The organism is uncultured Cocleimonas sp. (assembly GCF_947495625.1).
Lineage (GTDB): Bacteria > Pseudomonadota > Gammaproteobacteria > Thiotrichales > Thiotrichaceae > Cocleimonas.
Window position 1 is genome coordinate 37416 of record NZ_CANLZW010000026.1, and the last position, 13919, is coordinate 51334.

At 40.7% G+C, this 13919-nt stretch carries 12 protein-coding genes; 7 read left to right on the plus strand and 5 right to left on the minus strand.

Annotated features, from left to right (window positions below; all coding sequences use genetic code 11):
• The first annotated feature begins 123 nt into the window (after positions 1–123).
• Positions 124–1011, plus strand: coding sequence for a PhnD/SsuA/transferrin family substrate-binding protein (locus Q1A31_RS14555; protein WP_299878159.1), 888 nt, complete (start codon positions 124–126; stop codon positions 1009–1011).
• A 79-nt stretch (positions 1012–1090) separates the two neighbouring features.
• Here Q1A31_RS14555 and Q1A31_RS14560 read toward each other — a convergent pair whose 3' ends face one another.
• Entirely contained in the window at positions 1091–1936 is an 846-nt protein-coding gene (locus Q1A31_RS14560; protein WP_299878162.1) for a sirohydrochlorin chelatase, read from the minus strand.
• A gap of 205 nt (positions 1937–2141) precedes the next feature.
• Positions 2142–3164: a LacI family DNA-binding transcriptional regulator gene (locus tag Q1A31_RS14565; RefSeq protein WP_299878165.1), complete on the minus strand. Its 1023-nt coding sequence runs from the start codon at positions 3162–3164 to the stop codon at positions 2142–2144.
• Between the two features lie 182 nt (positions 3165–3346).
• On the opposite strand from Q1A31_RS14565, the gene hisD reads away from it, so the two are divergent.
• The 6 genes from hisD to Q1A31_RS14595 all read left to right on the plus strand — a co-directional run bounded on the left by hisD (position 3347) and on the right by Q1A31_RS14595 (position 10039).
• Positions 3347–4669 (plus strand): histidinol dehydrogenase, encoded by a 1323-nt coding sequence (gene hisD, locus Q1A31_RS14570; protein ID WP_299878168.1) that lies wholly within the window; start codon positions 3347–3349, stop codon positions 4667–4669.
• Positions 4653–5414 (plus strand): SDR family NAD(P)-dependent oxidoreductase, encoded by a 762-nt coding sequence (locus Q1A31_RS14575; protein WP_299878171.1) that lies wholly within the window; start codon positions 4653–4655, stop codon positions 5412–5414. The genes hisD and Q1A31_RS14575 overlap by 17 nt, the downstream gene beginning before the upstream one ends.
• 132 nt (positions 5415–5546) lie before the next feature.
• Complete coding sequence (locus Q1A31_RS14580; protein ID WP_299878174.1) at positions 5547–6554, plus strand: alcohol dehydrogenase catalytic domain-containing protein; 1008 nt, start codon at positions 5547–5549, stop codon at positions 6552–6554.
• A gap of 69 nt (positions 6555–6623) precedes the next feature.
• Positions 6624–7742 (plus strand): thiamine pyrophosphate-dependent enzyme, encoded by a 1119-nt coding sequence (locus Q1A31_RS14585; RefSeq protein WP_299878178.1) that lies wholly within the window; start codon positions 6624–6626, stop codon positions 7740–7742.
• A 167-nt stretch (positions 7743–7909) separates the two neighbouring features.
• Complete coding sequence (locus Q1A31_RS14590) at positions 7910–9055, plus strand: alpha-hydroxy acid oxidase (RefSeq protein WP_299878181.1); 1146 nt, start codon at positions 7910–7912, stop codon at positions 9053–9055.
• An 84-nt stretch (positions 9056–9139) separates the two neighbouring features.
• The gene (locus Q1A31_RS14595) at positions 9140–10039 is read left to right on the plus strand and encodes a fructosamine kinase family protein (RefSeq protein WP_299878184.1); all 900 of its coding nucleotides are present in this window, start codon (positions 9140–9142) and stop codon (positions 10037–10039) included.
• Positions 10040–10334: 295 nt separating this feature from the next.
• Here the strand turns inward: Q1A31_RS14595 and Q1A31_RS14600 are convergent, their stop codons facing one another.
• The 3 genes from Q1A31_RS14600 to Q1A31_RS14610 all read right to left on the minus strand — a co-directional run bounded on the left by Q1A31_RS14600 (position 10335) and on the right by Q1A31_RS14610 (position 13513).
• Positions 10335–11624: a TRAP transporter large permease gene (locus Q1A31_RS14600; protein ID WP_299878187.1), complete on the minus strand. Its 1290-nt coding sequence runs from the start codon at positions 11622–11624 to the stop codon at positions 10335–10337.
• A 13-nt stretch (positions 11625–11637) separates the two neighbouring features.
• On the minus strand, positions 11638–12165 hold the full coding sequence (locus tag Q1A31_RS14605) for a TRAP transporter small permease (protein ID WP_299878190.1): 528 nt from the start codon (positions 12163–12165) through the stop codon (positions 11638–11640).
• A 124-nt stretch (positions 12166–12289) separates the two neighbouring features.
• Positions 12290–13513 (minus strand): TRAP transporter substrate-binding protein, encoded by a 1224-nt coding sequence (locus Q1A31_RS14610; RefSeq protein ID WP_299878193.1) that lies wholly within the window; start codon positions 13511–13513, stop codon positions 12290–12292.
• Positions 13514–13919: the final 406 nt, after the last annotated feature.

The window sequence follows — 13919 nt, forward strand, 5'->3', positions numbered from 1 at the left end:
GTCTGCAATTAGCGTTTATTGACGGTTGCATAGTTAAAATAAGAGGCAAATAACAGATATGTGGCTAGTGGAATTCAAGTTGCTTTGGGGGAGACTTTTTAATAACTTGAAAAGCTCAATGCAATGATGAAAAAATTATTACTTATATCAATACTATTTGCTCAATTGTCGGCAACGGTATTTGCAAATACATTAAAACTCGACTTTGGTGTCTATGGTTCCGAACGGCGTAACTGGGTGGATGATCAAAATGAACCCATACTTCGTCATCTAGAAAAAAGTCTAAAAGCTCAATTAAATAAAAACGTTGAAATAAACATTGTATTCTTTCCAGCCTACAAAGATGCCTTGGACGCGCTGGTAGATAAAAAAATTGATTTTGCCAGATTAGGCGGCGCCTCATACGTGGCAGTCAAACGCAGAAGCCCAAATGTTTCCATTTTAGCTTCAGAGTCGAGTAAAGGCCGACCCTATTATGAAGGTGTCATTGGTGTCTTGAAAGATAGCCCAATCAAAAAAGTAGAAGATTTAAAGGGAAGAAGTTTCGCCTTTGGAAATAAATCATCCACCATTGGTAGGTATCTATCGCAAAAGTTTCTGGTTGATAATGGTATTACCGCGGGTGATTTAGCTGGTTATAACTATCTAGGTAGGCATGATAATGTTGCGATCGCGGTTATTCGTGATGTATATGATGCGGGTGCATTTAAGATTGATATTCTGAAGAATAAGAATTTTAGTAAAAGAATCCGAACCATCGCAAGTTTTAGAGCTCCAACTCAGTCCTGGGTTGCTCGTGATGGCCTTGATCCCCTATATACATCGAGCTTGAAGAAAGGTTTGTTAAATACACCTAAAGAAGCATTTATCATCAAAAATAGAGATGGTTTCATCGAAGGTGACGATAGCAATTTTGAGAGCTTAAGAAATTCGATTGAACATAATTCCTTATTTTTTATGCACAAAAGAACAGAGAACACTGAGCAAACATCCAGTTATAGTGATTGTTAGATTAATCCCGATAGCTTGATGCGTCATCTTCAGCAAAGGCGATTCTGCATAAATATGGCTAAAAGTAGGGGGGTGATACTCAGCTTTTAAGGCTATTCTCTAATCGCTTATTTAAGATAGAAATTAATTTAGGGTGTTCACTGATTAAAGGGCTAATCGATATTTTAAATTTGGGATATTTGTCCATGACTGCATCACAGATTTCTACAATATCTCCGCCTTCACCTGCATGACTGCCGGGTAGGAAAAACATCAAAATAACCGAAGCTTGCGTTTCACCTGCTTGAGCTTTTTCAGTCAGCCACTTTTCTAATAAATCACCGTTAAAATCATATTCTTTGCCTTCCCGACGCTCCATCACCGCTTCTTCTAAAACCTTTGGGTCGACCTGATGGATTACCAACTTTTCTCTAACACTATCAGCAAGATGTTGCCTTACAGCCGTGACTCTGGGAACAGGTGAGCCATGGTCAACGAGTACTACATTTTGTATGTTAGAGCCACCGTCAGCTACCTTTAATGAAGTAGCGATAACATGATCATAAATAATATCGCTTAGATCAGGCTCTCCTTGGGGGAGTGGATAGATAGTGTCAGCAATTTTTACCTCAAATTTCCCAAACTCTTCTTCTAAAATGACGACTTCATCGGGAATGAATGACGTTAATGCTCTGCTATTGCCAAAGAAAAGGGGCAATAAAATAAACTCTCTTTCTCCAGCAGAAAGTTGCTGTTTCATAAAATCACCGAAAGTATTCGCCGGTATTCCATTAATATCTTCCGCAGGAATACGATTCGAATGTTTGCAAGAAACAGGGTGAATTTTATGACCTGATTCAATGGATAATTTTTCTGCCAGCTTACGTAATTGCAGGGTAGCATTCGCGCGCAGCGAACCATTATCAATAAGCAGGATGCAGGGCATTTATAGTTTTCCTCTATTTCAAAAAAATTAAAGAATGGATAGTAATGAAATTAATAATTCTGTGTCTATCTACCGTATATTTATTGTGGTGAAAAGTACCTAAATAAAAAAGTGCCTAGCTCTGCATAAATTCTATTTACGTTTTTAAAAACAAAAACGTAATATCATTCAAAGTACGGGGGGGACTTTATCTTTTTAGCAATGATCAGATTTGTGGAGCTGGCCCAGTAGTCTCTCTGACGATTAATTCTGCTTCCAGTTCGATACGTTCTACATTATTGGTTTTATCTTTTATTTGCTGCAAGATGTAGTCGGCAGCTTTTTCTCCCATGCGTCTCGATGGCGAGTTTATTGTGGTTATTGAGGGCTTTAAGAACGGTAGAATTTCAATATTATCAAAGCCTGTAATGGATAAGTCTTCAGGTACTTTTAAACCTCTTTCCTGGGCGCCATGTATGGCACCTATTGCAAGAATATCGTTACCACAGATTATCGCGGTTATATCTGGATTTTTATCGAGTAGCGTGTGTACTGATTTACTGCCATTTTCGACGGTATAGTGACACTCTACGATATGATCTTCATCCAGTGTGAATCCCGCATTTTCTATTTGTTGTTCAAGTCCTCTAAATCTCTCATCGGCGCGATCATTGTTTTCACGAATACCAGAGATAACGCCAAAATTCTTATGTCCTAAATCTATCAAATGTTTGGCGATTTGATTACCGGCTTTTATGTGATCAAAACCGATACAGCTGTATTCAGATTCTGGATCATAAATCCACAGGTTAACAACGGGGATTTGATAGCGCTTTATAGCTTTGTAAATTTCGGGATGATGTTTGGCACCGACCATCACCAGACCATCAATGCCTCTGGATAGTAATGATTGTACTTCCCGTAATTCCACTTCCTGAGAAAAATCATTGTTTGCTAAAAGGAGGGTGTAATTGGCTTTGGTTATCCCATTTTGTAAGTATTGCAGGGCTTTCGAGAAAATGCTGTTATCGATAGTGGGGACTATCACCCCTAACGTTTGGGTGCGACGTGAAGCAAGCGCTCTGGCGGCACCATCGGGTACATAACCCAAGTTTTCAATGGCTCGATTGATTTTTTCCTGAACCTCTACACGCACCATATCTGGATTATTTAGACAACGGGAAACCGTAGCCGTTGATACCTTAGCTTGAGTGGCGACATCCTGAAGTGTTGGTTTTTTTTTCTGCATAGAGGGCTAAAGTTTAGCAGAAAGTATAAAAATTAACTGTTTTCAGTAGTTTAAGTTTTATCCATGATTTTGCTCAGATTTATTTCTTAAAATAAGGCATTTATTTCAGCTATTGGTTTGACAAAAATCAATATCGTTACTAATATGTAAGCGCTTACATTAAATTATTCTGGAGAACACACATGGCTGTTACCTATATCAAAAAAGCGGAAATGAACGCGACAACATTAGAAGACGATACACGTGAAATCGTTTCAAAAATGCTTAAAGAGATTGAAGCAGGTGGCGAAGAGCGCTGTGCTGAGTATGCAAAACAGCTTGATGGTTATGAAGGAAATATCGTCGTTACAGCTGAAGAAATCGAAGCTGCTGAAGGTCGCTTATCTCAACAAGTTAAAGATGATATAAAATTCGCTTACGATCGTGTTTATGGTTTTGCTGTCAAGCAACGCGAAGCACTTATCGATTTTGAAACAGAATTGTCTCCGGGCTTATGGGCAGGTCAACGCCAAATACCAATGCAAGTGGCAGGTTGTTATGTTCCTGGTGGACGTTATGCGCATGTTGCATCGGCGATTATGTCTGTGGGTACCGCTAAAGCTGCGGGTGTTGATCACGTTATTGCATGTTCGCCCCCTAAACCTGGTCATGGTATTAATGATGCCATTTTATACACCGCTAACTACTGTGGCGCAGACACAATCCTCGCACTTGGTGGTGTTCAAGGTATTGCCGCTATGGCGTTTGGTTTATACACGGGTAAGCCAGCTGATATTCTGGTTGGTCCTGGTAACCGCTTTGTTGCTGAAGCAAAACGTATGTTATACGGCAGAGTAGGTATTGATTTATTTGCAGGTCCAACGGAAATCGCCATCATCGCTGATCATACGGCAGACCCGGTTCTCGTGTGTTCTGATCTTGCCGGTCAGGCTGAACATGGATTTGATTCACCAGCATGGTTATTCACAACAGACAAAGCGCTAGCAGATAAAGTGATCGAGATGATGCCAGGCGTTATCGCTAAATTACCAGAAACTGCGCGTAATGCAGCCACAGCAGCGTGGAGAGATTATGGTGAAGTTATTCTTTGTGATACTGATGAAGAAATGGCAGTAATCAGTGATCAGTACGCAGCTGAGCATTTAGAAGTTCAGGCTGAAAATCTAGACTGGTGGGTGCAGCGCCTTCGTAACTACGGTTCACTATTTGTTGGTGAGGAAACGACGGTTACCTACGGAGATAAGTGTTCTGGTACCAATCATATCCTACCTACTAAAGGCGCGGGCCGTTACACCGGCGGATTATCTGCCAGTAAATTCGTTAAAACAGTAACAACACAACGTATGACTCGCGAAGCAAATCGAGAAGTAGGTGCAGCAGCGGCAAGAATCTCACGTCTTGAAGGTATGGAAGGTCATGCACGTTCAGGTGATGATCGTCTCGCTAAATACTTCCCAGATGAAGAATTCCTACTAGAGATTCCAGGACATGGCGTTGAAGCTTGATCTTAGCGGTAAGGTAGCGCTCATAACGGGTGCTACTTCTGGAATCGGAGCACAGCAAGCCCGCGCTTTAACCGCTGCGGGTGCCAGTGTGGTTTTAATTGGCCGTCGTGAAGATCGTCTCAAAGAATTAGCCAAAGAAATTCAAGATAGTGGAGCAAAAGCTGAGTATTTAGCGGCAGATCTATCTGATGAAGGCCAGTGGGATATTATCGTTGGTGCAAGTCTAAATTTTTTCGGGCGCGTCGATATCTTGTGTAATACCGCTGGTGTAAACCTGCGTCAGCATGCAGATGATGTAACCTCAGAAAGCTGGGATCAAACGCTCACATTGAATTTAAAAGTACCTTTTATGTTGGCGCAAAAGTTAGTCCCTAATATGCGAGAGCGTGGTTGGGGCAAGATTATCAATGTCGCCTCACTGCAATCTGAGCGAGCATTTGCGAATGGAATCGCTTACGGCGCATCGAAAGGCGGTATTTGTCAGTTAACGCGTGCGATGGCCGAGGCCTGGTCAAAAGATGGAATAGGGTGTAATGCGATTGCTCCTGGTTTCTTTCCTACTGAATTGACGGCTCCGGTTTTTGAACAGTCTGAGCTTGCAGAAAAACTGGCACAACAAACCGCAATTGGCCGCAATGGCAATCTCGAAGATCTAGATGGTCCTTGTGTGTTTTTAGCGAGTCACGCTTCTGATTATGTAACGGGACAAACGCTCTATATTGATGGTGGATTTACCGCTAAGTAGATCGCTTTTAATGGTTAGTTCTAAATAACCTTCTAAAATAAGTCTTTTAAAAAACAGGCTAAAAGTAGGGGGGTGACTATTTGAATATATTTAAAACCTGTTTCTTCTCTAGCAGGGTAATAGGAGGATAAGATGAAAGCACTGGTTTACACAGACACTCAAGAAATAACTTATCGAGATGAGCCGCAACCAAGCCCAAGAGTGGGTGATGTTGTGATGGACGTATCAGCCGCGGCTATCTGTGGTTCTGATATGCATGCGTATCATGGGCACGATGAACGTCGCGTTCCACCATTGATTTTAGGTCATGAAGTCTGTGGCACAGTTATTGATGGTAAACACGCAGGTAAGCGCATGGTGATCAATCCATTAATGACTTGTGGTGTTTGTCACGATTGTTTAAGTGGTCGCAGTAATCTATGTACCAAACGTGAATTGATCGGCATGTATCTTCAAGGTGCGTTTGCTGATCAAGTAGCGATTGAAGAGCGCAACTTATTGGAAATCCCTGATGATATGAATCCAATTAGTGCCTCTATCACCGAGCCCACAGCTACGGCACTGCATGCAATTGCATTAGTTGAAAGAATTGCCTATCGACCGCTATCAGAAATGAGATGTCTGGTTTTAGGCGGCGGCGCTATCGGTTTATTAGCGGCACTAGTGCTAAAAGCAAAAGGCGCGTCACAAATAGACCTTGGCGAAACCAATGCATTAAGACGCGCGAGCATCGACGAGCAACATTGCGCGACAACGTATGACCCGATCAAAGATCAACCACCGCACCTAGGTGACTACGATGTTGTTTTAGACTGCGTAGGTTCAGGCATCACGCGTAAAGTGTCATGCGAAGCCGTAAGACCAGGTGGCATCATTTCACACGTCGGATTACAAGACAGTGAAGGTGGATTCGATAGCCGCAAAATCACACTTCAAGAAGTCACGGTGCTAGGTAATTACTGTTACACAACGGCTGATATGAAAGCGTCAATCGACATGCTTTATCAAGAAAGACTAGGAAATTTAAACTGGATAGATGTGCGTCCGATGTCTGCAGGCGGACAAGCATTTGATGATTTACATAACGGGCGAGTCGCTGCAGCCAAAATCGTACTGCAACCTGACCATCTCATTAATTAGTGATCGGATACATTAAGATCGCGAAATTAGAACTACCTTGTTTAAGAAGAAAATGATTAAGGATTTACTATGAATAACCCTCAAAAAATATGGGCAGCTTTATCTCATAACTCTGTTGATACCGTTGCTTATTTACCGTGTAATAAATTAAATAATGTTATGAAGTACAAGCCGGATGAGTTTGATATTTGGGATATCACCAAAGAATCAGCGGGTTTGGGGTTATGTTTTGGGCGAAGCTTGGCGGATAAGCGAACAGCAATGATGATCCAAAATACCGGTTTAGGTAATTTAGTTACTGACCTATATACCATGCAAAAGCTTTATCAAACGGCTTTACCAATTTTCGTCTCATGGCGTGGTCATTATAAAGAGCCTATCGAAGCACAGATTATCTTTGGTGATAAAGTAGAAGACTTACTCACTGCAATCGATGTTGAATACAAAATCATCGCAACTGCAGATGATCTTGTCGGGTTAGAAGATGATGTTGCTGCGTGTTTTACTGAGAAAAAGGTAAAAGTATATTTACTGTCTCCTGAGCTTTGGGAAGAAAACTTGCCGGATTATCACCAGTTTGGTGAGCCGAAAATCAATGTAATTAAAGCAGAAGCACCAGGGTATGACGGATCACCTTCGGTAAACCGTATTGGTGCGATAGAGCAAATCATGGAAGTCGTTGATGACAATGATATCGTTTTGTCTCAAATCGGTTTCCCTTCAAAAGAGGTTTACAACACCAAGGATAGAGACACAAATTTCTATATGTTGGGTGCTTTAGGTTCTGCTACAGAAGTAGGTATCGGTCTAGCAAAATCAATCGAAGGTCGCCATGTGTATGTGATTGATGGTGATGGTTCGTTCTTCTTTAATCCGAATCAACTATTTGATTTAGTGGCATATAATCCTTCTAATCTAACTGTTATCTGTTTGGATAATGGTAGCTGGGGATCAACCGGAAACCAGCCTACATTGAGTTCGCAAGGTTATAACTTATCCGCAGTGGTTCGATCGATGGGTATTGAATCAAGCGTGATGACGGATAATGCAGATGAACTTGCAGAAGCAATGAAACAGAAAACACGTTTCCTTCATTACATGATCAATGCAGGTAATGATAAAGTAGGCGGAGAAATTCCAATGAGAGCCGTTGAAATAAAAGATCGCTTTATGAAATCTATTCGTTAATAGGAAACCCCAGAAAGGTTAAATAAAAAACCTCATAAAAGTAGGGGGGTGACTATTATATTATCTAGGGCATAACAATTTAGTACTTAGCATTTTTGATGCTGAGTACTTTTGATGCTAAATACTTAAGATTAGTAAAGTAAGCAAAGAGGTTTACCGCAAACAAAATGGCACAAGCATTAATTAGAAAATCAGCCTGTATTGCCGATCTTAAAAAAAGAGCGAAGCGCCGGATTCCAAAGTTTGCCTTTGATTATATCGAAGGTGGTTGCAACAGTGAGTTAGCCTTAAAAAATAACAGAACAGCATTAGATGATATTTTTCTAAGGCCAGAGTACTTACAGAAATACCAAACACCAGAATTAAGCACGACCTTATTTGGCAAAAAATATTCTGCACCTTTTGGCATAGCGCCTTTAGGTTTGTCAGGTTTAGTCTGGCCAGATGCGTCCGCGATGCACGCTCGTGCAGCGCTAAAATCTAATATTCCTTTCGTACTCAGTACGGTTTCTACTATTTCTATTGAAGATGCCGCCAAGAACGCGGAAGATAATTTCTGGTTTCAATTATACCCACCAGCAGATGAAGAAATACTCGATGATATGCTGGACAGATTACGTAAAGTGGGCTGCCAAAATTTAATGGTAACCGTTGATGTGCCCACACCTAGTCGACGAATCAGTGCGATAAAAAGTGGTTTAGCAGTACCGCCCAAAATTACAATAAAAAGTGTTTTTGAAAGTACCATACGTCCTTTTTGGTCATTAGCTACAGTACGTGCGGGTTTGCCTCAGTTCGCCACGCTTCGCCCTTATATTAAAGACGCCACAAACATTGAAGATATTGCTACTTTTATCCGCGTAACACTTCGAGATGTTGTTGATGAAAACACCTTGAAAATACTCAGAGAAAAGTGGCAGGGCAATTTAATAGTCAAAGGCATCAGTCATGTCGATGATGCAATAACCGTTAAAGAAATTGGCGCAGATGGCATTATCGTATCGAACCACGGCGGACGTCAACTCGATGCATCTTTACCACCCGCAGAAACATTAGAAGAAATCATTGATGCCGTCGGAGCAGACCTAACCGTAATGGCAGACAGCGGTGTAGAAACAGGCGTAGATATCGCCAGATATTTGGCGTTAGGTGCTGAAACGGTATTCGCTGGTAGAGCTTTCTTGTACGGTGTTGCAGCACATGGAGAGCAGGGCGCAGGCCACACGATTGATCTACTTAAAGATGAATTAGAACAAGTCATGTCGCAAGTGCATTGTGCCAAGCCAGCGTTAATGCATCAGTATTTAGAGTGAATTACCCCGTTTACTGATTTAATTTTAGTTTAAAGACACCCCCGTACTTTAAGGCACTTTTTTAATCATGGTATCCTCACCTCAATGAAGATATCGATTAATACATTACACTTTTTAGAAATAACTCAGCAACTCAGCTTAACCCTTGATAAAGATCTCTGCTTTAAAACTTCAGAATCCGTGGGAGGAGGTTGCATTAACCAGATTTCCAAACTCACTGATCAAGAAGGAAATCACTGGATACTCAAAGAAAATCACCCTCAATATCTAGAGATGTTTATTGCTGAAGCGGAAGGTCTCCAAGAAATAAAATCTAGTCAATCGATTAGGGTTCCCGATGTTTATTGCTATGGGGAAACTCAACAAAGTGCTTATTTGTTGATGGAATATATTCCTTTATCTTCAGGAAGTGCCGATGCTAAAACGGGTCAGCAGCTTGCGCAAATGCATCAATACCAGGCAGAAAAATTTGGCTGGCATAGAGGGAATTACATCGGCACAACACCTCAAAGTAATAAGCTGCATTCATCCTGGATAGAGTTCTGGAAAAGCCAGCGTCTTTTGCCACAATTAGTGCTGGCTAAGAACAAAGGCTATCCAAATAATGCTTATGATGATGGGCTGAAATTAGCTGATAATTTGTCAACGTTCTTCACAACTTATCAACCTATAGCATCGCTATTGCATGGTGATTTATGGGGAGGCAATCAAGCGCATGATGAGAGTGGCAATCCGATAATCTTCGACCCTGCCGTTTATTATGGAGACCGCGAATCAGACATCGCCATGACTGAATTGTTTGGTGGTTTTAGTGCGCAGTTTTATTCTGCATATAATGACTGCTATCCATTAGATAAAGATTACTCAACGCGTAAGAATTTGTACAATCTCTACCATGTGTTAAACCATTACAATTTATTTGGCGGGAGTTACGCTTCTCAGGCTGCGAATATGACAAAAAGTTTGTTAGCAGAGATTGGCTGAGTAATAACAAACGCTTTATTTTGATGTTTTTGATTGTTTAAAAAAATAGGCTAGCTCTGCATAAATTCTATTTACGTTTTTAAAAAACAAAAACGTAATATCATTCCGCAAAGCATAAGTTCCTTTAGTCATTTCAAACTACGAAATGAAAAGTCACTTAAAGTAGGGGGGTGACCTAAAAATAACTTTAAAATCAGGTTTTAATAATCAAAAGAAAAGCGGTCGAGAAAATTATACGACCGCTTTAAGTGGAGAGACTGACCAGTATTTCTCAGCTGATGCTGATGAAATATATTTAATTTAAGCCGCCAAACTGTAATAAAAATAATGAAAGTGGCGACCAGAATGCAATAATTATCCATACAATGGTTAGAGCGAGTAGATATGGAAGCACATGCTTTACAATTGAGAAGTAAGGTATGCCGGTGATACCACTCGCAACATAAAGATTTAAACCATACGGCGGTGTAATAAAGCCTATCGCATCACCCACCAGGAAGATAACCGCGAAGTGTATTGGATCTACGCCAGCGGTGTAGGCAATGGGTGCTAAAATAGGTGCAAGAATGATGGTATTCGGTAAACTTTCTAAAACTGTTCCAGCCGCTAATACCAGAAACATACAAGCAAGAAGTATGATAGTAGGATCGCCTAAACCTGTGATAAGAGTACCGATCCACTCTCCCGCGCCTATCAAAGAAAGAATTTGTTGCATAACCACTGATACTGCAATGAGTGGCGCCAACATACCTGTGATATGACCTGACCTCATCAATATGGAGGGTAAATTCTTGAATTTGATTTCTCGTGTAATAAATAGCCCCGCTATGACACTAAAACCGACGGTTACACTCGCTGCTTCTGTCGGTGAGAATAGTCCAGAATAAATACCATAGACAACAATGAAGATCGCAACAAAACCAAGATAGGCTCTCAACCCCGTTCTCATTATGCGTTTTGGTTCCCACTTAATTATATGGCCCCAACCGTTCTTGCGACTGATCAGGTAACAGGTAAACATCATCGCGACGACCATAGCCAGCCCAGGCAACATGCCAGCGATAAACAATTCACTAATCGGTAAATTAAGTAAAAATCCGTAAACAATAAATATGATGCTTGGCGGGATGATGATTCCAACCGTACCACCCGCTGCAATGGTTGCAGCAGCAAAGGTTTTGTCATAGCCACCTTTGGTCATCTCGGGGTGCATGATACTGCCGATAGTTGCTGTAGTTCCTGAGTTTGAGCCAGAGATTGCAGCGAACATACCACAGGCACTGATAGCAGCCATTCCCAGGCCACCTCGAATAAATCCCAGGCACGAATAGGCAAAATCAGAAAGCCGCTTTGCGATACCTGCGGCATTAATCAGGTCCCCCGTCATAATAAATAGGGGTAGCGCGAGTAGCCCAAAGAAACTTAAGCCCTCAAATAAGGTTACGCCTACGTTTGCTAAGGTGAAGTCGATAACCAAACTCACACCAACGACCCAAAAACCAATCACTAAAAATATCGGCACACCGATAATAAAGAAAAAAGTAACTCCTAAGGAGATAAGTGTTATTAACATTCCATCTGTCATTTTATATCTCCTATTACTCGTTTAAGAGGCCTTGTAACACAAAAGGCTCACCCGTTTTATAGACTCTAAGGTCTTCCAAGAATCGCTGTATGACACGGAAGATAATCAACGTCCATGAAAGCGGTGTAGCAAGATAGAACCACCATTGCATAACATCGTTAGTACCCCCGACAATCGCAAAGTTATCGTAAGAACTATGCACTTGAAGAATGGTGTAATAGATGACCACACCTGCAAAAACGATCCACAGAATTCCGTCTAATGCCAAGGCGGCAAATTGCAATTTATAAGGCAACCGAGCGCGAACCTCTGTTAATGCCAAATGTGTGCGTTTCTTGATGTTGTAAGAACAGCCAAACCATGTCAGCCATAAGAATAAAAGAATGGGTACGGTAGTACTCCATGGAGCTTGTAAATTAAAAAAGAATCTACGAATAACTTCGACAAAAATAATCCCTGCCATCGCTGTATATGAAATGATAATGACGACTTTTTCTATATTTTCATCTAGCCAATTAAAAAGTGAACGGAGTATTCCCATGTATATAACCCTGTATTTTGATGGATAATCAGATGATTTAATTTAAAAGTAACTGAATGAAAACACTAGGAGCACCTTAGAAAAAGGTGCTCCTAGTCATTTGCAATGATAAAAAACTAAGAGATTAAGCTCTCCACCATCTGTTAGGCTTGACGTTAACAGCGTGTGTATCTTTTGGAATTTCACGAGCGATATCATAAATTTCTTTATAGGTATCATGTCCGCCAGACCACTTATTCAAGCGCTCACGCCACTGCTCCCAAGGCTCAGGCACATATTCAGGTGAACACATTTTTTCAGCTTTCAATAATTCTTCATCAGATAAAGTAATTACACGAGTCTTGTTTTTAGCAAACAGACTATTTGGGTTTTGCGGGTTAGTCGCACCAGTGATTTCATACATGCCTGCTTCATTCATACCTTGCGTAAAGATTTGAGCAGTATATGCAGATTCCATCACATCATCTTGTAAGTCAGATCCCAACTTATCAAATACAGGTACTGTTATTCCGGTAAACTCTGTTCCACAGAAGAACTTAAGATCTACTGATTGCGAAACTACTGGTGACATACCCGCGTAAGCAACTGCAGATGCCCAGGTTTCAGCACCATCAATAAGACCCGTTTTTAATGCATCTAAGGTTTCAGACCAGGCAACTGGTACTGGATTAAGTTTCATTAAGTCCATGGCAATACGACCTAATTGAGTACCCGTTACACGATTTTTAGTACCTGCCAATTCATCAATACTGGTAATGTCTGGCTTATCAGCGTATTTCAGCCCCATTTGTAGGCCGCGTAACTCACAGTGTGTGAATAAGAAATGCAGTTTATGCTTGTCTCTTAATGGTTGGCGGAATAATTTTTCACTTTTATTACTGTAGAAAAAGTGGAATTGCGCAGCTCTTGAAGGGAACATATAGGCATAATCAAGAACATTAAGATAGGGGGCTGCACCTGCTGAGTTTTGTGTTGAAGCAGAAACCATATCAACGATGCCTTGTTGTGACTTCTTAACACAACTAGTTTGACCACAAATTGCATTGTTGCCGATAAACTCTACTCTGATTGCGCCATTTGTGCGTTCTTCGAGGTCACGAGCGAAGAATAATTGTCCAGACTTTTGAATGTCTAATGCTGCCTCACTAAAACCTGAAGCACCAAACTTTAATTTAAACTTAGGCTCAACGGCGTAACGTTTTTTATCCGTTTCTTCAGCAGCATGGGCTAACTGGCTAAGTGAAGCGGTTGCTGCAATTCCTCCTGCTGCCATTAATGTTGAACTCATTCCATAACGACTAGCAACTTTCATAAAGTCGCGGCGAGATACTCCTTTTTTACTATCCATATTACCTTTCCTCCGGTTTTGATTTTTCAGCATTGCTTTTTGAATGTTTGGTCAATTCCTAATGAAAAGTGGATTAGTAGAAAATGGACAAACCTAAAAAGTTACTTATTATTTAATGAAATTTTCATTAGTATATTTGCTTTCACCTATATAAATGCCCCCCATTAGCGAAAGCAAAATTAATGTGGGGTTAGACATGACAGTAGTTACACATAACCGTGTCAAATTTTATTAAGTATTAAAGAAAAGTTTTTATAAACACTTTTTCTAATAAACACTAAAAATCTATATTAATAACAGAGTCTTCTGTAAGCGCTTACATCCAGTAATTATTAGTCTAGTATAAAATAAAATAATTGCTTGATTTATTGCATCTACATTTAGTTGTATTTCTCATTAATCATGC

Excerpts from the sequence above, each read along its gene's own strand:
- Q1A31_RS14580 (WP_299878174.1), top strand. The coding sequence starts at position 5,547 with ATGAAAGCACTGGTTTACACAGACACTCAAGAAATAACTTATCGAGAT.
- Q1A31_RS14595 (WP_299878184.1), top strand. The coding sequence starts at position 9,140 with ATGAAGATATCGATTAATACATTACACTTTTTAGAAATAACTCAGCAA.
- Q1A31_RS14565 (WP_299878165.1), bottom strand. The coding sequence starts at position 3,164 with ATGCAGAAAAAAAAACCAACACTTCAGGATGTCGCCACTCAAGCTAAG.
- Q1A31_RS14575 (WP_299878171.1), top strand. The coding sequence starts at position 4,653 with ATGGCGTTGAAGCTTGATCTTAGCGGTAAGGTAGCGCTCATAACGGGT.
- Q1A31_RS14560 (WP_299878162.1), bottom strand. The coding sequence starts at position 1,936 with ATGCCCTGCATCCTGCTTATTGATAATGGTTCGCTGCGCGCGAATGCT.
- Q1A31_RS14585 (WP_299878178.1), top strand. The coding sequence starts at position 6,624 with ATGAATAACCCTCAAAAAATATGGGCAGCTTTATCTCATAACTCTGTT.
- hisD (WP_299878168.1), top strand. The coding sequence starts at position 3,347 with ATGGCTGTTACCTATATCAAAAAAGCGGAAATGAACGCGACAACATTA.
- Q1A31_RS14600 (WP_299878187.1), bottom strand. The coding sequence starts at position 11,624 with ATGACAGATGGAATGTTAATAACACTTATCTCCTTAGGAGTTACTTTT.
- Q1A31_RS14605 (WP_299878190.1), bottom strand. The coding sequence starts at position 12,165 with ATGGGAATACTCCGTTCACTTTTTAATTGGCTAGATGAAAATATAGAA.
- Q1A31_RS14590 (WP_299878181.1), top strand. The coding sequence starts at position 7,910 with ATGGCACAAGCATTAATTAGAAAATCAGCCTGTATTGCCGATCTTAAA.
- Q1A31_RS14610 (WP_299878193.1), bottom strand. The coding sequence starts at position 13,513 with ATGGATAGTAAAAAAGGAGTATCTCGCCGCGACTTTATGAAAGTTGCT.
- Q1A31_RS14555 (WP_299878159.1), top strand. The coding sequence starts at position 124 with ATGATGAAAAAATTATTACTTATATCAATACTATTTGCTCAATTGTCG.